Genomic DNA, 18264 nt, shown 5'->3' with positions numbered 1-18264 from the left:
CGCTTCCCGCAAGGTTTGATATTTCTCAAGCGCAATGAAGAAGCGCGCTGCCGCGTTTACCTGAAACCGCCGAAATATGTCCGTGTATTATTGCCAGCTCGACATTTTGCGGCAGACGAATTTCCGGGGATTCAGGCATGAGGATTGTAGCGTTCGAGAAAAGCGGCATCTCGTACAACGACGCACTGTACAAAGCCGTCGAGTCACAAGGCGTGGCCGTGGTGCAGGGGTATTTTGCAGGCGGCTGGCTGCTCAAGAACCTGCGCCGCGGAGACTGGGTGCACCTGCATTGGCCATCCTTCCAGTACGCCGTCAAAGGCAGCTACCTGGCAGGCCTGCGCGGCTTTGCCAGGTGGTTTTCCTTGCTGGTGCTGATTCGCCTGCGCGGTGCGCGTATTGCATGGACCGCGCACAATCTCCTGCCGCACGACCGTCATCCGATCGGCTGGATGGATCCGCTGGCACGGCGCATCGTCATCGCGCTAGCAGGAAAGATCCTGGTCCACGGACCGGGTGCGGCGAAAGAGCTATGCGCCCGATTTCCCTCCGCGACGCCGAAGATTGCACACATGCCCCATGGGAACTGGGTGGATTACTATCCGGTGACGTCCACCCGCGAAGCCGCGCGATCGAAGCTCGGCATTCCGCCCGACACCTATGTCTACTTGTTCATCGGACTCTGCAAGCCCTACAAGAACCTTCACGGCCTGGTGAAAGCGTTCCGCGCGCTTCCCGGCAACAGCATGTTGCTGGTGGCAGGCAAGTTCCAGGACCCGAATTATCACAAGCATGTGGAAGCACTTGCGTCGGGAGACCAACGCATACGGATCATTCCGGGATTCGTCCCGAACGACATGATCCAGGCCTATCTCGTGGCATGCGACGCCGTGGTCGCGCCTTACAACGAAATCCTCACCTCCGGAACTGCCATGCTCGCCATCAGTTTCGGCCGGCCGATCATCTCGGTCAACAAGGGCTTCCTGAAAGACATCGTGACGGACGAGGTCGGGCTTCTCTTCCCCCCGGAATCGACCGATGGATTGACCGACGCCCTCGCTGCCGCACAGAACAGGGAGTTTGACGAGACGGAAATCCTGTCCTATGCAAGGGAATTTACCTATGAAGACGCGGCGAGCAAGCTGATCTCTACGCTCAAGGCGGCATAAGAGCCTGTTCAATTCCCCAGCGGCGCCAGCAACATCCGCAAATCCTCCGCATCAAACTTCGCCGCCGTCCCCGCATCTCTTCCCAGCACGCCCTCCGCCAGCGCCGCCTTGCGCGCCTGCAGTTCGAGGATGCGTTCCTCGATGCTTCCCTCCACAACCAGCTTGTAGACGAACACGGCCTGCTCCTGCCCGATGCGGTGGGCGCGCGCGACAGCCTGTTCTTCCACCGCGGGATTCCACCAAGGATCCAGCTGGATCACGGTATCGGCGGCGGTGAGGTTGAGGCCGACGCCACCGGCCTTCAGGCTGATGAGGAGGATCGGGACTTCCTTGCCCTGGAAGCGGGCGATGACGCTACCGCGCATGGCCGGCGGCGTGCTGCCGGTGAGCGACAGCCATGGCAGACGCAAGGCGTCCAGCTCCACGGCGATCAGGTCCAGCATACGGGCAAACTGGGAAAACACCAGGATGCGGCGTCCTTCCGCCACTAGTGCGGGCAGCATGTCGCACAGCAGTTCAATCTTTGCTCGCTCCATGCTGTCCGGATGCGCGATGCCCTTGAGCAGATACGGATCGCAGCACACCTGGCGCAGCTTCAGCAGCGCATCGAGAATCGTGATTTGCGCCCCGGCGAAACCCTTGCGCTGCAGGACCCGCCGCACCTGCTCATCTGCCGTGACGCGCACGCTTTCATAGAGGTCGCGCTGGTGGCCCTGCAGCCGCACGCGCCGGATCGTCTCGGTTCGTGGCGGCAGTTCGGCGGCAACCTCGTCCTTGCGGCGGCGCAGGATGAAGGGCCGGACGCGCCGCGCGAGCAATTGGGCGCGCAGCGTTTCGCCATTCACCTCTATCGGCCGCCGCCATGTTCGCATGAAGCTGCGCGCATCGCCAAGGAAGCCCGGCATCAGGAAATCGAACTGCGTCCACAGCTCGCCGAGGTGATTTTCCAGCGGTGTGCCGGTCATGCACAGGCGGTGGCGTGCCTGCAGGCGGCGCACGGCATACGCGCCACGACTCGCGGCATTTTTGACCGTTTGCGCCTCGTCGAGGATCAGCATGTGGAACGGCTGCGCCGACAGCGCGGACAGGTCGCGCCACAGCAGCGGATAGGAGGTCAGCACGACGTCGTGCTCCGCCATGCGGTCGAAATCGCCAGATCGATCTGCACCATGCAGCGTCAGCACGCGCAAGGCTGGCGCAATACGCCTGGCTTCCGCCTGCCAGTTGAACAGCAGGGACGTCGGCAGCACGACCAGTGCGGGACGGTCGAGGCGGCCGGACTGCTTTTCGATCAGCAGGTGCGCCAGTACCTGCGCCGTCTTGCCGAGCCCCATGTCGTCGGCGAGGATGCCGGCGAGGTGATGCTCGCGCAGGTATTGCAGCCAGGCGACGCCGTACAGCTGGTAAGGGCGCAGGGTGATGCCGAGACCGGCGGGCGGCTCGGCCGATTGCGGGACGCCGGCCTTCGCCAGCTTCTGCGCCAGCGCGCGCAATCCCGCTTCGCCTTGCAATTGCCATGCGCCGTGCGGACCGGCGCGTTCGGCCTGCGTTTCCAGCAGGCTCGCGCACATCGCATCGAAGCGTGCCGCATCCCATGACGACAGCGGCAACGGACCTTCAGTGCGCTGCGGATCGGCCAGCAGGTCCAGCATGCCGGAGACGATTGCCTTGATCGGCCCCGCCATGGCGTCGATGCGCTTGCCGCCGGGCGCGCGCAGGCGCACGAGCTCGTGGTCGCCGATGGCGGCAACCTGCTTTGCGTCGAGCCAGCGCGCATCGCGTTGCAGCAGGTTGGCCAGCAGCGGCACGACATCCATCATCTGTCCGTCGATTTCGATACCCAGCGTCAGCAGCCAGGAGCCTTCATGCGTGGTCCGGTCGAGGGGCATGATGGCAGGCGCGCGGCCGCGCATGCGCGAAGCGACTTCCTTGCCCGTCACCTCGCCCGTGACGGGATGGACGATCAGGTGCCAGGCTTCGACGGGTACGCTCTCGTGTGCAAAGCCGGGACGCACCATCACGGACCAGCCCTCCGCCTGCAACGCAGGCAATTGATCCGCCCAGAAGTCGCCGAAATGCTCTTCCTGCACCAGCGTCCACAGCGGGCCGCGCAGTGCGCAGGCTTCGTCGCTGCGCCATTGCAGCGTTTCCGCCGGCAGCGGATGCAGGCCGAGGTCCCAGACGCGGTCGAGCGCGTCGGCTTCCGCATCGAGGTCGCGCAGAAGCACGCGTTGCCCATGTGCGTCTTCGAGGAAGTGGGCGGACACGGGACGGCGGTTCAGGATGCCGGACGGCGCGGGAATTTCCCAGCGCATGCCATCTTCTGCGCTGTAGAGCCAGTCGACCTGCGCGACAGTGACGCTGCCGCCGCGCGGACCGAACGGGCCGGACGGCCGCATGCCCAGCAGGCCATCGCCGCGCGTGAGGGTTTGCAGCGTCAGGCGAGGACGGAACTGCCCGACTAGCCGGGACGCATCGATCATTTCGGCGTGAAGCGCACCTGGAGCCGGCCGAGTGCGCCGAAGCGGATCGCAATGTCCTCACCGACCGGCAGCTCGAAACTGCCTGCATACGAGCCGGTGATTACCGTTTGTCCTGCTCGCAGGCCCTGCCCCCTGCCGCGCAGGAATTCGGCAAGCCAATGCAGCGGTGCGCGCGGATCGGCGTTGGGGTGTTTGCCGTCGAGGGAGAAGCCGCGCCCTTCTTCGATTTGAACCTGGATCGCCATCGTTCCGGGTGCGGAGGCATCGATCCGCGGGCCGATCAGCATGCCCTGGTTGAGGAGGCAATCCGCCAGGTGGTCGGTCATACCGGCTACCGCGGGTTCGGCATAGCGGCTGCCGATCAGTTCGAGCGCGAGGTGGACGCTTGCAACTGCTGCCTCGATTTCCGCAGGGGTATAGGGGTCATCGCGGGGCGGCAGGTCATGGCCAAGGATGAAGGCAAGCTCCGGCTCGACACGCACCTGGCCCGCGCTGGTCCATACCGGGCAGGGACTGGCGGTGTGGATGGCGCCGGCAGGGATCGGCGCCATGACGACCGGGTTCTCGGCGGAGAGGCCGCATTTCCAGCCGCCGACGCGATCACCGAGCTGGCCGATGACGAGGGACTGGATGGCAAGCGCGGCATCGATATCGCGCGGCCGCAGCGATTCGGGCAGGAGCGGGCCGGCCTCGCCCTTCAGTCGCCGTGCGGCGAGGATGGTGGCTGCCTGTGCGTGTGCGGAAGGTGACATGGTCTTTCGGTTTTACTTGCCGGCGGAACGTCGGAACAAGGCAGGGATGGCGAACCTGCCCGGCAGGCGCGACTTCAGGCGACGCGGGTCGCTCGACCAGGCATTGCGACAGGAAGGAGCGAGCGGCGCGACGATGCGCAAGAAATCGAAGTTGTTCTGCCTGAAGTGATCGCCGTGGTCCATGTCGCCTGCCGCTTGCTTCCGCAATCGCAAACGGCGACTGCTTGAGATGCGGCAATTCTACCCGAGGCAACGCTGCGGGCCGCGGCAGTCATGTGGTAAGTTAGGCAAGCTGCCATGCCGCCCCGGCGGGCACACCTCTGGAGGAGAAGACACGATGACTTCAGCAAACCTTCCGGCCGATTCCGCCCTCGACCTCTTGTTCGAACGCGTCGTCGATGTGCCGAGGGAACGCATCTGGGCGGCGTGGACCACGCCCGAGCTGCTCAAGCAATGGTTCACGCCGGCGCCATGGACGACCGTGGACTGTGAGATCGACCTGCGTCCTGGCGGCATCTTCCGCACGGTGATGCGCTCGCCGGAGGGACAGGACTTCCCCAATTCCGGTTGCTATCTGGAGATCGTGCCGAACGAAAGACTGGTATGGACCAGCGCGCTGGAACCCGGATTCCGTCCGGCGAAACGCACTGTCCAGCCCGGACACGAATGCGCCGAGCTGATGATGACGGCCATCATCTCACTGGAAACGCAGGGCGCTGCAACGAAGTACACCGCCCGCGTATTGCATGGCGATGCGGAAAGCTGCAAGCGGCATGAGGCCTTGGGTTTCCAGGAGGGATGGGGCGCAGCCTTCGAGCAGCTGCTCGGCGTGGTGGGTTAGATTACCGGCACATGCAGCTGGTTGTCGTCTCCGAGGACCAGGCCTTGCCAGGTCGCCGGTTTGCCGGTGATTTCCCAGGCCAGGATTTGCTGGGGCGTGCGCCCTCTTCCGCCGCGCACCGCGGCCAGGGCTTCGCGATCCAGTTCTTCCGCTTTGGGCAGGTCCTTGATTGTCAATGTGTTCATCACAGTCTCCTTGAATGGCATGCAGGTTGGGGTGTCGTGTCTGGCGCCCGGAAGCGCTCAATGCCTGTCCTGCAGGGATCGTGCCATCGCCGGAACGGCCTGTTGACGCAGGCGTGGAAGCGAAACTGACGGGACGCAGCCAACACATGCAGCAAGAAGTGTCGGCTGCGACCCGCAACAAAAAAGCAGGCATCCCTGCCTGCCCTTCCTTGTTCCTTCCGCTGGGTTCAGTCCGCGTAGTTGTTCTCGGTATGGAAGCCGAACATCATCTGCAACGGGTTGTGTTCGTTGATTGGCGCGGCCGGGTCGCCGTCGACCTCGATCAACTGGTTGCAGAAGCGGGTCACGCGCTTCTTCGTGCCTTCGAAGATGTCGTGGTACTCGGCCCAGCCCCAGATGTAGAAGAACTTCTTCCCATCCTTCACCGCGGCGAGGTCTTCGCTGCTGAGTGTGCCCGATACCGCCTCGACCATGCTGCGCGGGCCGGCGATGGTGGGGATCAGGTCTTCCTGCGACTCGGGGAAGTCGTAGCCGTTCGGCAGGGGCTCGTCCAGCAGGCGGTAGGTGGTGTTGATCGACAGGCCGCGCGTCGGCGTGTTGCCGCTGTTGGCCCAGATGGGGTGGATGGTCCAGTGGAATTTTCCGGTGGCCGGGTCCTGGTGCAGGTAGGTCTTGATCTCGCGGATGAACATGAAGGCACGCTGGCCGGAGATCAGGGCGTCTTCCGCCACGCGCGCGCTCTTCCCGGCGATCGCGGCGCTGTCCTTTGCAGCGGCTGCGGCGTCGCGCATGCGACGCGCCAGGTCACGGCCGAGCAGCACGAGCAGGCCGGCGAATACGGCGAGCAGGACATCCGTCACCTTGACGTCGTAGAAGAAGGAATGGAGCCAGTCCGGCGACGCGGAAGTTTCGGATGGCGGATTGACCACGACCTCCTTCGCTGCCGGCGCCGCCGGTGCGACAGGGGCATCCGCGGTCACGGCCGGCTTTTCCTCCGCCGGCGCTGCTGTCGCCGCCTGTTCCTGTGCAACGGGCGCCTGCTGCATTTCCTGTTGCACCTCCGGTTTCTTCGGTTCCTCGGCCAAGGCGTGCTGGCCGATGCCGAACGCGAGCATGAGCGCGGCGAAATAATGTTTGACTTGCATGGACTGTCCTCCCGATTGGATTAGAGCCCGCGCGCCTGCGCGCGCGAGTGAAAGGACGTTAGTCCGGGGAAACTTGACGGAGTTCAACACTTTCGCAGGCAAACTTCACGCAGTCCGGGGAACCGCGTGTTTCCATCTGTATCATTACGCTTGCGGCCATCGTCCCGCGCAACAAGAAAAGGAAAGCCATGAATCTCGAAAAGGTCGTCTTCGCGTTCTTCATTGTCTTCGCTGCAACGCTCAATTTCGGCTTCTTCGTCGGCGACATCGAGCGGCCCGAGCTGCACAACGTGTACGAGCTCTTCGCCGCGATCGTCGTCAACATGATCGCCACCGTCCTCAAGTTCGGCGACCGCACCCAGATCGGCGCGGTGCACCTGTCGACCAGCCTGGTGGCCGACATCCAGCTGATCGCCGCCGCCGTCACCTGGGCGGTCGCGGTGCACGTTACCGGCACCGGCATGACGCCGGAAATGACAGCGAGCGTGGTGTCGCTGTCGGGCGGCGCGTTGCTTGCCAACATCATCTCGGTCGTCATCCTCATCGTCGAAACGGTGATGATGCGCCGATGAACAGCGTCTTCTTCCTGGTGCTGCGGCGCATGCGCGCGCCGCTGATCGCGCTGATCGTGTTCTACGCGATCGCGATGCTGGGCCTGACGCTGGTGCCCGGGGTGAATGCCGACGGCACGCCCGCGCCGCCGCTGAGTTTCTTCCACGCGTTCTACTTCATCAGCTATACCGCGACCACCATCGGCTTCGGCGAAATCCCGCAGGCATTCTCGGATGCGCAGCGGCTGTGGGTGACGGTGTGCATCTACATCACCGTCATCGGCTGGACTTACTCCATCCTGACCCTGCTGTCGCTGTTGCAGGACAAGTCATTCCAGCACACGCTGGTCGCCTCGCGTTTCGCGCGCCGCGTGTCGCGCATCCAGACGCCCTTCTACCTCGTCTGCGGCTGTGGCGAGACCGGCGGCCTGATCTGCCGCGCGCTGGACCTGATGGGCTTCGACTTCGTGATCCTGGACAACAATGCGCAGCGCATCGAGGAGCTGGACCTGGAGGACTTCAAGACCAACGACCCCGCGCTGGCCGCCGATGCGCGCCAGTCGGTCAACCTGCTGATGGCCGGCGTGCGGCACGCGAAATGCCGCGGGGTGCTGGCGGTGACCAACGATGACGAATGCAACCTCGCGATCGCCATCAACGTGCGCCTGCTCAATCCGGAGGTTCCCGTGCTGACGCGCGTGCGCAGCCCGGCGGTGGCCGAGAACATGCGGTCCTTCGGCACGCACCACATCGTCAATGCCTACGAACGCTTTGCCGAATACCTCGCGCTCGCCGTCTCCGCGCCGGAAGCCTTCCGCCTGATCGAGATCCTGACGGGCCTGCCCGGCTCGCCGCTGCCGGCCGTCCACCGTCCGCCGCGCGGCAGGTGGATCGTCTGCGGCTACGGCCATTTCGGGCAGGCGGTGGCGCGCTACATGTCCCTGCCCGGCATCGAACTCACCATCGTCGATCCCGACGCCGCCGGCCCGGAGAATGGCCGACTCGTCGCCGGTTTGGCTACCGAGGCACGCGTGCTGCGGGAGGCCGGCGTGATGGAAGCGGCCGGCATCGTCGCGGGCAGCAACAACGATGTGGCGAACCTGTCCATCGCGATGATGGCCAAGCAGCTCAATCCCAACCTGTATGTGGTCGCGCGGCAGAACCAGGCGGCCAACGACCTGCTGTTCGAAACCTTCCGTGCCGACTTCAGCATGGTGCACACGCGGGTGGTGGCGCAGGAATGCATTTCCATCCTGACGACACCGCTGCTGGCGAGATTCCTGGTCGCCGTGAGGCAGGCGAAGGAAAGCTGGAGCAAGGCGCTCGCAATGCACCTGGAAGCCATCTGCGAGGGACTGGTGCCGCAGGTATGGGACATCCGCATCGCGGCAGGCACGTCGCCGGCCGTATGCAAGGCGCTGCAGGAAAAGATGACCATCACCGTCGGCGACCTCATGCGGGATAACGCGGATCGCGACACGGCCTTGCAGGGCGTGGTCCTGATGGTCGAGCGGGCGGGACAGGCATTTCTGCTGCCGAACGACGAATTCACGCTGCACGAAGACGATGCGATGCTCCTCGCCGGCAAGCGCGAGGTGCGCTCGGTGCTGGACCTGACGCTGAAGAATGCGAATGCGCTGGACTACATCCTGACCGGCCGCGACCAGCGCGGCGGATGGGTGTGGCGTGCGTTGTTCGGGAAGAAGGTTCTCAAGGAACAATGACGAGGCGGTTGCGCCTGTCGCGATAACAGTACGTTACCTGTGACGGCAACTGCCTGATCAGCATCAGGCCGACCCCGCCGATGCGCTGTTCCTCGACCGGCCGTACTGCACCGCCGTCAGGCAGCGCGGCAGTCAGCGGGTCGAAGGCATGCGCCTCATCTTCGTACCAAAGGAAGCCGTCTTCGATGCCGATCCAGATGGAGTGGGCGCTGTCGCCGCCATAGCCATGCAGCACGCTGTTGCGGAACAGCTCCTCCAGAACGAGGTCGCAGCGCGCAACGCGCTCCTGCGGCACGCCGGCCAAGCGCAATGCCGCATGGGCAAATTCCACGGCCGCAGGCAAGGCATCGAGGCGCGCGTCGAAACGAGTGCCTGCGGCCTTGCTGTATTCACGGAAACTATTTCCCGTCGGCTCCATAGTGGCATATTATCCTTCTAGCAGAAGAAGGAGAAGAAAGATGCCGCACAGAAAGAAAATAGCCGCATCATGGCTCTTGGCGGGTCTCGTCGCCATTCCACTTCAATCCCTGGCCGAAGAACTGCCGGCAGGCATGGTCAAGCGTGCCAAGGGAACTGCCCACGTCGAGCGCGATGGCCGCAAGACAGCGGCGCAGCCCGGGGACAAGCTGTTCAGCAAGGACCGCATCATCACCGCCGCCGACGGCAGCGTCGGCATCACGCTGCGCGACGACACCATGCTCTCCGTCGGCCCCAACAGCACCATGTCGCTCGACAAGTTTGCCTTCGATTCCACTACCCACCAGGGCACCCTGCAGGCGACCGTCAAGCGCGGCACGCTCGGCGTGATTTCGGGGAAGCTGTCGAAACAATCGCCGAACGCCGTGCAGTTCAATACCCCCAGCGCCATTCTCGGCGTGCGCGGCACCGAGTTCGTGATCGACGCCGGCGAAGGAGGCGAATGACATGGGCATCCTCCTTGCCGTGCTGGCCTTCGGCGTGATGGTCATCGCGCAGTCGGTACCGCCGGAGCGCGTCATCCTGCTGCCCAACCAGGACGGCACGCCGAGTGCCGTGGTGGTCAAGACGGCGAAGGGCGAAACCGTGCTCGACACGCCCTACCAGATGGCCGGCATTGGCGGCAGCGGCGCTGTGTCGGCGACGACCGAAAAGCCGGACTCGGTCAAGGGACGCTACCGCGCCACGCTGGCCGCGCTGCCGCCGGCCGCGGCGTCATTCACCCTCTACTTCCAGACCGGCACCGACATCCTTGTGCCTGAATCCATGCCGTTGCTGGAGCGCATCAAGGGCGAACTGGCACAGCATGCCGCCCCGGAAATCATCGTCGTCGGCCACACCGACCGCGTCGGCGCGCAGGAATTCAACGATGCGCTGTCCATCAAGCGGGCTGAAGCGATGCGGCAGGTTCTCGTCGATACCGGCATTCCGATGGAACGCATCATCATCGCAGGCCGCGGCGAGCGCGAACCGCTGGTCCCGACCGCCGACGAAGTCGACGAGCCGAAGAACCGCCGGGTTGAAATCCGAGTCCGCTAGTCCTTCCTCTACAGCACCCTCAACGTCAAGTCATCCGCCGCATCGGCGCTATCTACATAGGCGCGTACGCTTTCCCGTACGCCTGCAGGAGCATTTACGACGCCACCGGAGCGGTCTGGACCGTGACGCACGACAGCGAGTCGCCTGGACCCGGTACGCATTATGTTGTTCTCCCCTTCCGAACGAGGTGGCCGTTCCAGTTTGAGGGCGCTTCCTGCCATTTAGTCCTTGGGAGTGCAGTAAAAATGCCAATTCGTCGAAAACCGAACAATCAAGGTTTCACCCTTCTAGAACTCCTTGTCGTGATGGTAATCATCGGGCTTCTGGCGGGATATGTAGGCCCACGATATGGGATGAACTGGTGACTCGCAAGTACTTGCGAAAAATTCCGGTGGATCCGATGACGGAGAGCAGTTCGACCTGGCAGCTAATCCCTCCTGGGGATCAAGCGATGGGCGGCGTCTATGATGTGCGAAGCGGGGCTCAGGGGCGCGCTCGTGACGGCACCTCCTACCGAGAGTGGTAAGCATGCAGAAAAGGCAGTGTGCAGGGTTTACCTATCTGGCGTTGCTTTTCTTCGTTGCTATCATGGGCCTGACGCTTTCGTTGACCGGGGTGCTATGGTCGAAGGCGCGGCAACGGGAAAAGGAAGCTGAGCTTCTTTTCGTCGGTGCAGAGTTCCGTCGCGCGATCGGATCCTACTATGAGAGTACCCCGGGGACGGTGAAACGATATCCGCTCAGCTTGGATGACTTGTTGTCGGATGGGCGCTTTGTCATCAATATGCGCCACCTGCGTCGGATATACCGTGACCCGATGACCTTGTCTACGGAGTGGAACGTAATTCGGGCACCGGACGGCGGCATTATGGGGGTGCATAGCACTTCCAACGACGATGTGCATAATCAGGTGGCTTACAAGCAGGATGGTGATGGGCGCGGGACTGCACGTACTTATTCGCACTGGCACTTCATATACGTGCCGCCTTCAGTCGCAGCGTCGTCGAATCTTCCCAAGATAGTTACCAAGAGCGACCGATGACCGGCCCCGACCGGCATCCTCCGGCAGAGGCTGGTCGTTGGCCTGATGTTGTCATTTATGCAGATTTCGGTCAGACTTGACGGTTTGCTTCGTAATGCCCGCGCCATTGCAGGCCGTTTGCCGAACCGTGGAAAAGCTTCTTTTTATTTTGATGCAGTACGCGTCGCTCGTGATCTTCGCGGGTGCTTGCTATGGTTTGGGGCGATGGGCCACGCTGCGTGCCGGAATAGAGGATCTGCCCAGGATTTTCAATGCGTCGCTAGCTTTATGTGCGGGCATGGGGATCGGGATTGTCGGATTGCAGATCCTGGGCGTCCTTGGGTATCTCCGACCTGCCGGCGTACTTGGATTGGTCGCCGTTGGACTTGCCGGATTGGTCGCGCTTGTCATTAGACGCCCATTAACGCATCGCCCTTTGCGCGATTCTCCGAATCAATCCGTTCGTTGGATTCATTTTCTTGTCCCGACTGCGATCGCCGTTGAGCTTTTCCTGCGTCCTTTGATGCCCCCGGAAGCCTGGGACGAGCTGATGTATCACTTGCCTCATGCGCGCGACTGGGTGCTTGCTGGACAATTGCAGGTGAATGAGTGGCTGCGGTACCCGCTGTTCCCCTACAACTTCAACCTATTGTTCGCCGCCGGCCTCGTCATGGGAAGCGATGTTTTCCCCCACATGGTGCACGCGTTTGCGGGGGCGCTGGTGATCGCGGCAATGTATGGCGCTGCTACACACTACTTCGGACGTACGGTCGCAGCCATCGCCATTCTGCTCTTCGTGGCCTTGGTCAAGGTGGAATTTGGAAATGCATATGTCGACCTGGGACTGACGGCATTTTTGTTTTTCAGTGCCGCCTGTACCTTGCTCTGGCTTGAGCGCGGGCATTTCCGTCTGATTTGTCTGGCATCGTTTCTCTTCGGCGTGGCTGTTGGCATCAAGTATCAGGCTCTCTTGTTTGCGCCGTTTCTCTTCCTGGCAATCATTTGGAAAGAGCGGCGAATCCGCGCCCTTGCTGTGCTGTTTCTTCTGTTTGTGGTGCCGTGCGGGTACTGGTACGCGCGAAGTTTCTGGGTGTCCGGCGATCCTTTCCATCCGCTCGGCGGAGGAGTCTTCGGCTATTGGCGATGGGATCGCCTGGATATGGAGTATCAGGTCGCGGACATTCGACGCGTCTTTGGCTGGCCGACTTGGCACGTTTGGCCTGCTGCCGGTGCGCTGGCGTTGTATTCGCGCTGGAAGGAGCCTGCATTTAGGGCCGTGATTCTTTTTTCGGCATACGCATTCGCTGTCTGGATGCTGACATCGCATTATCCGCGATATCTGCTCCCTGCATATCCATTCCTTTGCATCCTTGCCGCACTCGTGATTTGCGACGGCATTCAACGTTTGTTGCCTGCGCTGCGTGTGCCTATCTCGGACAGATCTGCCGCGGTAGGGGGAGCTGCCTTGATCATTCTTCTGATGGCGATATTGTCTGCGGCGGTCGTATCGGCAAGCAGGCAATGGCGCGCCCTGCCGGCCAGTGATGATGAGCGCGCGGCATATCTGCGCAAGAAGATCAGGTCGTACGAGGTGGCCGAGGTCTTGCGTGAACGATCCGGATTTAGGCTGGTGCAGATTGGACTGGAGTCCGATCTTTACTACCTTCCACCGGGTACGATCGGGGATGTTTTCGGCCCCGGGAGGTATAGGGATTTTCTGGCGTTGGAATCTGATCAGTTAGCGGTCAGAATCAAGGCATTGGGTGCAAATGCCCTGATTCTTTCGACGTCGGGTGAGGCAGGGGCAATAAGTGAACGCGAAGATTTCGGGCGCCATTTTGAGATAGTTGTCGACACGGCTGGTGCCCGGCTGTATGCGGTAAAGTAAAGACTTTTGAATAACGGAAAGCTTAAGTTTCAAGTTGCAATATGAATGACAAAAATTTCTCCAGGGATTTCCCTGGCACCGATACCGAGGGAGCTTGTGTATCGTATTCCGTGGCTGTTCTGATCCCGTGCAAGAATGAAGAGGCTGCGATTGCGCGTGTGGTCTCAGAATATCGTGCAGAACTGCCCCACGCGGAGATTATCGTGTGCGATAACAATTCGACGGATCGTACGTCGGAGGTGGCTGCGGCGGCGGGTGCGCGAGTCATTCGGGAGACGAAGCCTGGTAAAGGCAACGCTGTCCGCAAGCTATTCGGTGCAACCGACCGGGAAATTTGCATTCTGGTTGACGGCGACGGGACTTACGCGACCAAGGATATTCACAAGCTAATACGACCTGTCGTTGCTGGGGACGTCGACATGGTCGTGGGCCGGCGCTGCACTCCGGCGCATCAATTGGATGCGGCTTACAGGAAGGGGCATCAGTTTGGGAACAGGGCGTTCTCCTGGGCGATGAGCAAGATGTTTGGTTGTCCGCTCGATGACGTATTTTCCGGCTATCGCGTGATGTCGCGTCGATTCGTCAGGTCATTCCCGTGCTTGTCTTCAGGCTTTGAAATCGAAACTGAGCTGACGGTGCATGCACTGAGCATCGGTCTTTCCGTTGCGGAGATCGATAGCGAATATGGTGATCGCGAGGAGGGATCTGTCAGCAAGCTCAATACGATCCGGGATGGGACCCGCATTGCGCTTGTCCTGGTATACCTGTATTCACAGGTCAAACCCAAGAGATTCTTCGGCATGCTTGCACTGTTGTGTTCGCTGGCGTCGCTAGCCTTGGGCATTCCCGTGATCCTGGAGTTCTTGCGGACAGGGCTGGTGCCGCGTTTTCCGACAGCCATCCTGGCTTCGGCTATGATGCTTCTCGCGGCGATTTTTGCCGGCGGTGGCCTTGTGCTTGATAGTGTCAGCCGCGGCAGACGAGAGATGAAGCGATTGTTCTATCTCATGCATTGACCCTTGCAACATGAGCTTGAAGCGCTTTCTGTCATTTGCCGGGGTCGGCGTTGTCGGGTTCTTGGTAGATTCCGGCCTGCTTCTGGCAATCATATCGCTCACGGGCGTTTCCCCAATCGTTGCCAGGTTTCCCTCATTTATTCTGGCCGCCACTGTTACCTGGCTTCTCAACGGTCGACTGACATTTGGCGGTCAGCCGAAAGGCTGGAATAGCTGGGCGAAGTACATTTCTGTAAATAGCCTGGGATTTCTATTGAATTACCTGGTATATGCCGGCCTGGTCTGGTTTGTCTCCATGCATCCATTTATTGCAGTCGCGATTGCTTCTGTAATCGCTTTGGCTGTGAACTATCTATCGACTTCACTTTTTGTCTTTGGTGGACGGCGATAAACATCGGAATCCTGGGTGGAGCGCATTCAAGCAACGACCACGATCAGCCTCAAAAGGGCAAGTGACGAATCCCCGTTAGCTCTTCCACTGCAACACCATCAACGTCAGGTCATCCGACGCATCGGCATCACCCACATGCGCCCGCACGCTTTCCCGCACGGATTCCACAACAACGGATGGCGTCACCGTTCCGCGCTGCGCCGTGGCGCGCAGCAGCGCGTCGAGGCGCTCGCTGCCGTAGAGGACGCCCTCCGCATTCATCGCCTCGGTAATGCCGTCCGTGGTCAGGCACAGGCATTCCCCTGGTTGCATCCGGTAGCGTTGCACCGGATAGACGAAATCCTCGATCACGCACAGCGGCGGCCCGTCCGCCCCAGGCAGGTGCTCGATCCTCCCATCCGGGAGCAGCCGGCGCGGTGCATCGTGTCCGGCATTGCACAAGGCCAGTTCGCCCGTCTGTGCATCGAGAATGCCCGCCACGCCGGTCACGAACAGCATCTCGGGATTTTCACGGGCCAGTTCCTGGTTGGCGCGGTTGACGATCGCGGCCACGTCATCCGCCGTGCGCAGGGCGATGCTCTTCGACAGCGCTTTTGCCACCACCATGAACAGGCTGGCTGGCAAGCCCTTGCCCGACACGTCGCCGATCAGGAAGAACAGGCGGCGCCCGTCGAGCATGAAGAAGTCGTACAGGTCGCCGCTGACGTCGCGCGCCGGTTCCAGCAACGCATCGAGCGCGAAGCGGGTTTCGCCGGGAAAGGCGGTGGCGGCCGCGGGCAGCGTCGCCATCTGGATGCGCCTGGCGGCGTCGAGTTCGCCGGCCACCCGCGCGGCGGACTCGCGCGCCGCCTGCAGTGCGCGCTCGCTTTGCTGGTGCTCGCGCACTTCCGCCAGCAGCATGCTGCCGAAGAGGCTGAAGAACAGCACGGCCAGTCCGCAGAATAGCGTGACGGCATCGAGCAGCAACCCGGCCACGACAAACAGCAGTGCACTTCCGCCGAACAGCGCGAACGAGATCCCGACCGCAGGCAGTGGGGCCAGCCGGGGACCGAGTCTGGGCACCGACCAGATCAGGAGCAGGCCGAAGCCGATCAGCACCGCCAGTTCCGCCCACGGCATCCATACCGGGCGCTGCAGGAAGCGCCCGTCGAAAAAGCTTTCGATGAGCTGCGCGTGCACGTCCACGCCGGGCAGGAAGTCGCCGCGCGCGTTGGTCTTGTAATCCATCAGGCCGAGGCCGGTCAGCGCGACAATCACCACCTTGTCCTGCAAGGCGGCGGGATCGAGGTGGCCCTTCATCAGGTCAAAGGCGGACACGTAGCGTCCCGGCGCCGGACGCGAAAAATGCACCCACACCGACCCGTTCGGCTGGACCGGCACCGTCAGGTCGCCGACCGCGACGGTATCGATGCCATGGCCGCCGAGCGCGACCTCCACGGCCGAGGAGCCGGTTGCCACCCGCAGCAATTCCAGCGACAGCGCCGGCAACAGCGCGTCGCCGATGGCGCCGACCAGCGGCACGCGCCGCACGACGCCCTTTTCCAGGTCGGCTGACAGCAGCGCCTGCCCCTTTGCTGCCGCCTGCAACGCCGGCAGGCTGGCCAGCGCCTGCGGGAAGCGCCGCACATGCAACAGCGCATCGCCGCCCTGTGCATGCACGGGCCACAGGCGCAGCGCACCGGTCGTGCCCGCCGCGGGCAGATCGAAGCCGGCTGCGCCGAGCACCACCGGCGTGCGCTGGAGCGCCGCACCGAGGATGTCGTCATGCGCCGGCAGGGTCTTGAGCGAGGTTTTGAGCGCCGCGTGTTCCGGCCCCAGCGTGGCGGCGACCGCTTCCGGCGAGCTGGTGTCGTGTTCGGGCATGATGATGTCCAGCCCTACGGCGAGCGGCTGCTGCGCCGCGATGCGGTCGATCAGGGCGGCCAGCCGCGTGCGCGGCCATGGCCACTGGCCGAATTCCTTGAGTGCCGCTTCGTCGATGGCAACGATCTGCACCGGCCCCGACAGGCGCTCGCGCGGCATCAGGACTTGCCAGGCATCGAACAGCGCGAGGCGCATGGCGGGCAGCGGCCCCGTGGGAGACAGGACCAGCAGCAGGGCCATCAGCGCGAGCAGTGCCAGGCCGAATGGCCGGCCTTGCCGCGCACGCAGCCGGAGCAGCGTGCTGGAGATCAGGTCCGGCAGCATGGATGCCGCCGGTCAGAGGTCGATTTCCATGCCATCGTAGGCCGACACGATCTCAAGCGGCGCCTCGCCCGTGATTTCCGCATAGCGCCGGGTTTCCGCCAGCACCCGCGCGATGCGGGCGTCGTCGTAGATGGGTTCGTGGTGGAACAGGCATAGCTTGCGCACCCCGGCCGCCTGGCACAGGTCGACGCCGACCACGTTGCTCGAATGCCCCCAGTCGGCCTTGACCGAAATCGAATCGGCCAGCGAGTACATCGCATCGAAGATGACCAGGTCGGCATCCTGGAAGAATCGGACGAAGCTTTCCCGTTCTTCCGGCCGGTCGAGCTTGTGTTCCGAATCGGTGCTGTAGATCATCGACCGGCCTTCGTGCTCCAGCCGATAGCCGTAGGAATCGCCATGGTGCAGCTGCAGCTTGGCCGTCACGCGCAGATCGTTGACCGTGACCGGTTTGCCGGGCTCCATGATCCTGAATTCGATGGTCGCGCCAAGCTGGGAAAACGACACCGGGAAGCTGATCGGTTCCTGCTGCCGGCGGAAGGCCGTTTCCAGTTCCTTGTGGCAGCCGTAGATGATGATGCGGTTGCCGGGAATGTAGGCCGGCGTGAAGAAAGGAAAACCCATGATGTGGTCCCAGTGCAGGTGGGACATGAACACATGGTAGGTCTGCGGCGCACCCGCGCCGTAACGCGCCATCATCGCATTGCCGAAAGGCCGCACGCCGCTGCCCAGGTCGAGGATCACATGCTCCTTGCTGGCGGCCGGATCCCAGACTTCTACTTCCACGCAGCTGGAATTGCCGCCGAAGGTGCCGCGGACGTCGAAGCCGAGTTCATGGTCGACGTAGTGCGCGATCTTGTCGGCATTGTCGAGGTCGCGCCCGATCGCGCCTTCGAGAGCGGCAACCAGCTTGGCGCGTACCTGGCGGCTGTTGAGGGCGACCGGCAGCGAGCCGCGCGCACCCCAGATGCGAACTCTCATGACGCGCCTCCATCGGAGGAAAGCGCCGCGGTCGCCGCGCCAAGGGTGGGATGGATTTCGAACAGCAGGTCGAAACGGCTGATCTGGAACACTTCCCGCACCAGCGGTGTCAGGTCGGTCAGCATCATGCGGCCGCCCTGGGCCTTGACCTGCTTGGCCGCGATCATGAGGGCGCGCAGGCCGATGCTGCTGATGAAGGTGATGCCGGAAAAATCGAGGATCAGCGCCTTGCCGCCGCGAGTGCAGGCGCTCACATTCGGCTCAAGGCTCAGTCGGAAAGACTCTGCATGGGTGTGGTCGATGCGCCCTTCGGGGCGGAGGATGACAGCGTTGCCTTCCTCGCGGGATTGGAGTTCCATGGTCTGGCCTGCGTTGGCGATGCGCTCGGGCAGGACAAATCGCAGCAGACTTGTCCTGGA

At 62.6% G+C, this 18264-nt stretch carries 19 protein-coding genes and 1 pseudogene; 11 read left to right on the top strand and 9 right to left on the bottom strand.

Annotation, left to right across the window (positions count from 1 at the left end; translation table 11 throughout):
- The first annotated feature begins 137 nt into the window (after positions 1-137).
- Complete coding sequence (locus AC3WOY_RS13520) at positions 138-1166, top strand: glycosyltransferase (RefSeq protein ID WP_492424571.1); 1029 nt, start codon at positions 138-140, stop codon at positions 1164-1166.
- A gap of 8 nt (positions 1167-1174) precedes the next feature.
- Here AC3WOY_RS13520 and AC3WOY_RS13515 read toward each other — a convergent pair whose 3' ends face one another.
- Genes AC3WOY_RS13515 through AC3WOY_RS13505 form a run of 3 tightly spaced genes read right to left on the bottom strand, consistent with a single transcriptional unit; the run spans position 1175 to position 4584 of the window.
- Positions 1175-3649: a DEAD/DEAH box helicase gene (locus AC3WOY_RS13515; RefSeq protein WP_492424569.1), complete on the bottom strand. Its 2475-nt coding sequence runs from the start codon at positions 3647-3649 to the stop codon at positions 1175-1177.
- Complete coding sequence (locus tag AC3WOY_RS13510) at positions 3646-4401, bottom strand: 2-keto-4-pentenoate hydratase (protein WP_492424567.1); 756 nt, start codon at positions 4399-4401, stop codon at positions 3646-3648. Before AC3WOY_RS13510 ends, AC3WOY_RS13515 begins: the two co-directional genes overlap by 4 nt.
- Before the next feature lie 12 nt (positions 4402-4413).
- Positions 4414-4584, bottom strand: coding sequence for a hypothetical protein (locus AC3WOY_RS13505; RefSeq protein ID WP_492424565.1), 171 nt, complete (start codon positions 4582-4584; stop codon positions 4414-4416).
- A gap of 154 nt (positions 4585-4738) precedes the next feature.
- On the opposite strand from AC3WOY_RS13505, the gene AC3WOY_RS13500 reads away from it, so the two are divergent.
- On the top strand, positions 4739-5242 hold the full coding sequence (locus AC3WOY_RS13500; RefSeq protein WP_492424563.1) for an SRPBCC family protein: 504 nt from the start codon (positions 4739-4741) through the stop codon (positions 5240-5242).
- On the opposite strand, the gene AC3WOY_RS13495 is transcribed toward AC3WOY_RS13500, so the two are convergent.
- A complete protein-coding gene (locus AC3WOY_RS13495) occupies positions 5239-5427 on the bottom strand; it encodes a hypothetical protein (protein WP_492424561.1) in 189 nt (62 codons plus the stop codon). The two genes, AC3WOY_RS13500 and AC3WOY_RS13495, sit on opposite strands and share 4 nt — an antisense overlap.
- 227 nt (positions 5428-5654) lie before the next feature.
- Positions 5655-6572 (bottom strand): hypothetical protein, encoded by a 918-nt coding sequence (locus AC3WOY_RS13490; RefSeq protein ID WP_492424559.1) that lies wholly within the window; start codon positions 6570-6572, stop codon positions 5655-5657.
- A gap of 188 nt (positions 6573-6760) precedes the next feature.
- On the opposite strand from AC3WOY_RS13490, the gene AC3WOY_RS13485 reads away from it, so the two are divergent.
- Positions 6761-7144, top strand: coding sequence for a DUF6394 family protein (locus tag AC3WOY_RS13485; RefSeq protein WP_492424557.1), 384 nt, complete (start codon positions 6761-6763; stop codon positions 7142-7144).
- Positions 7141-8847 carry a potassium channel family protein gene (locus AC3WOY_RS13480; protein ID WP_492424555.1) on the top strand — a complete coding sequence of 569 codons (1707 nt, stop codon included), beginning with the start codon at positions 7141-7143 and terminating at the stop codon, positions 8845-8847. The genes AC3WOY_RS13485 and AC3WOY_RS13480 overlap by 4 nt, the downstream gene beginning before the upstream one ends.
- On the opposite strand, the gene AC3WOY_RS13475 is transcribed toward AC3WOY_RS13480, so the two are convergent.
- Positions 8834-9265, bottom strand: coding sequence for an ATP-binding protein (locus AC3WOY_RS13475; protein WP_492424553.1), 432 nt, complete (start codon positions 9263-9265; stop codon positions 8834-8836). The two genes, AC3WOY_RS13480 and AC3WOY_RS13475, sit on opposite strands and share 14 nt — an antisense overlap.
- Positions 9266-9305: 40 nt before the next feature.
- Here AC3WOY_RS13475 and AC3WOY_RS13470 point away from each other — a divergent pair, with 40 nt between their 5' ends.
- The 7 genes and pseudogenes from AC3WOY_RS13470 to AC3WOY_RS13440 all read left to right on the top strand — a co-directional run bounded on the left by AC3WOY_RS13470 (position 9306) and on the right by AC3WOY_RS13440 (position 14677).
- A complete protein-coding gene (locus tag AC3WOY_RS13470; protein ID WP_492424551.1) occupies positions 9306-9770 on the top strand; it encodes a FecR family protein in 465 nt (154 codons plus the stop codon).
- 1 nt (position 9771) lies between these two features.
- Complete coding sequence (locus AC3WOY_RS13465) at positions 9772-10362, top strand: OmpA family protein (protein WP_492424549.1); 591 nt, start codon at positions 9772-9774, stop codon at positions 10360-10362.
- Positions 10363-10607: 245 nt separating this feature from the next.
- Positions 10608-10712: pseudogene (locus tag AC3WOY_RS13460) on the top strand (type IV pilin protein); the annotation flags it as partial.
- Positions 10713-10890: 178 nt separating this feature from the next.
- Entirely contained in the window at positions 10891-11403 is a 513-nt protein-coding gene (locus tag AC3WOY_RS13455; protein ID WP_492424547.1) for a type II secretion system protein, read from the top strand.
- 94 nt (positions 11404-11497) lie between these two features.
- On the top strand, positions 11498-13270 hold the full coding sequence (locus AC3WOY_RS13450) for an ArnT family glycosyltransferase (protein WP_492424545.1): 1773 nt from the start codon (positions 11498-11500) through the stop codon (positions 13268-13270).
- Between the two features lie 41 nt (positions 13271-13311).
- Positions 13312-14286: a glycosyltransferase gene (locus AC3WOY_RS13445; RefSeq protein WP_492424543.1), complete on the top strand. Its 975-nt coding sequence runs from the start codon at positions 13312-13314 to the stop codon at positions 14284-14286.
- A gap of 10 nt (positions 14287-14296) precedes the next feature.
- Positions 14297-14677, top strand: coding sequence for a GtrA family protein (locus tag AC3WOY_RS13440; RefSeq protein ID WP_492424541.1), 381 nt, complete (start codon positions 14297-14299; stop codon positions 14675-14677).
- A gap of 75 nt (positions 14678-14752) precedes the next feature.
- Here AC3WOY_RS13440 and AC3WOY_RS13435 read toward each other — a convergent pair whose 3' ends face one another.
- The 3 genes from AC3WOY_RS13435 to AC3WOY_RS13425 are packed head-to-tail and all read right to left on the bottom strand — an operon-like array spanning position 14753 to position 18204.
- On the bottom strand, positions 14753-16864 hold the full coding sequence (locus AC3WOY_RS13435; protein ID WP_492424539.1) for a CHASE2 domain-containing protein: 2112 nt from the start codon (positions 16862-16864) through the stop codon (positions 14753-14755).
- Between the two features lie 12 nt (positions 16865-16876).
- Positions 16877-17845 (bottom strand): MBL fold metallo-hydrolase, encoded by a 969-nt coding sequence (locus AC3WOY_RS13430; RefSeq protein WP_492424537.1) that lies wholly within the window; start codon positions 17843-17845, stop codon positions 16877-16879.
- Positions 17842-18204, bottom strand: a complete 363-nt coding sequence (locus AC3WOY_RS13425) for an STAS domain-containing protein (RefSeq protein ID WP_492424535.1) — start codon at positions 18202-18204, stop codon at positions 17842-17844. The genes AC3WOY_RS13430 and AC3WOY_RS13425 overlap by 4 nt, the downstream gene beginning before the upstream one ends.
- Between the last annotated feature and the right edge of the window lie 60 nt (positions 18205-18264).

Source organism: Noviherbaspirillum sp. FW303-A3 (assembly GCF_058788695.1).
This window is presented reverse-complemented; position numbering and strand designations above follow the sequence as displayed.

Coding starts and splice junctions, on each gene's coding strand:
- AC3WOY_RS13520 (WP_492424571.1), top strand. CDS start 138: ATGAGGATTGTAGCGTTCGAGAAAAGCGGCATCTCGTACAACGACGCA.
- AC3WOY_RS13515 (WP_492424569.1), bottom strand. CDS start 3,649: ATGATCGATGCGTCCCGGCTAGTCGGGCAGTTCCGTCCTCGCCTGACG.
- AC3WOY_RS13510 (WP_492424567.1), bottom strand. CDS start 4,401: ATGTCACCTTCCGCACACGCACAGGCAGCCACCATCCTCGCCGCACGG.
- AC3WOY_RS13505 (WP_492424565.1), bottom strand. CDS start 4,584: ATGGACCACGGCGATCACTTCAGGCAGAACAACTTCGATTTCTTGCGC.
- AC3WOY_RS13500 (WP_492424563.1), top strand. CDS start 4,739: ATGACTTCAGCAAACCTTCCGGCCGATTCCGCCCTCGACCTCTTGTTC.
- AC3WOY_RS13495 (WP_492424561.1), bottom strand. CDS start 5,427: ATGAACACATTGACAATCAAGGACCTGCCCAAAGCGGAAGAACTGGAT.
- AC3WOY_RS13490 (WP_492424559.1), bottom strand. CDS start 6,572: ATGCAAGTCAAACATTATTTCGCCGCGCTCATGCTCGCGTTCGGCATC.
- AC3WOY_RS13485 (WP_492424557.1), top strand. CDS start 6,761: ATGAATCTCGAAAAGGTCGTCTTCGCGTTCTTCATTGTCTTCGCTGCA.
- AC3WOY_RS13480 (WP_492424555.1), top strand. CDS start 7,141: ATGAACAGCGTCTTCTTCCTGGTGCTGCGGCGCATGCGCGCGCCGCTG.
- AC3WOY_RS13475 (WP_492424553.1), bottom strand. CDS start 9,265: ATGGAGCCGACGGGAAATAGTTTCCGTGAATACAGCAAGGCCGCAGGC.
- AC3WOY_RS13470 (WP_492424551.1), top strand. CDS start 9,306: ATGCCGCACAGAAAGAAAATAGCCGCATCATGGCTCTTGGCGGGTCTC.
- AC3WOY_RS13465 (WP_492424549.1), top strand. CDS start 9,772: ATGGGCATCCTCCTTGCCGTGCTGGCCTTCGGCGTGATGGTCATCGCG.
- AC3WOY_RS13455 (WP_492424547.1), top strand. CDS start 10,891: ATGCAGAAAAGGCAGTGTGCAGGGTTTACCTATCTGGCGTTGCTTTTC.
- AC3WOY_RS13450 (WP_492424545.1), top strand. CDS start 11,498: ATGCCCGCGCCATTGCAGGCCGTTTGCCGAACCGTGGAAAAGCTTCTT.
- AC3WOY_RS13445 (WP_492424543.1), top strand. CDS start 13,312: ATGAATGACAAAAATTTCTCCAGGGATTTCCCTGGCACCGATACCGAG.
- AC3WOY_RS13440 (WP_492424541.1), top strand. CDS start 14,297: ATGAGCTTGAAGCGCTTTCTGTCATTTGCCGGGGTCGGCGTTGTCGGG.
- AC3WOY_RS13435 (WP_492424539.1), bottom strand. CDS start 16,864: ATGCTGCCGGACCTGATCTCCAGCACGCTGCTCCGGCTGCGTGCGCGG.
- AC3WOY_RS13430 (WP_492424537.1), bottom strand. CDS start 17,845: ATGAGAGTTCGCATCTGGGGTGCGCGCGGCTCGCTGCCGGTCGCCCTC.
- AC3WOY_RS13425 (WP_492424535.1), bottom strand. CDS start 18,204: ATGGAACTCCAATCCCGCGAGGAAGGCAACGCTGTCATCCTCCGCCCC.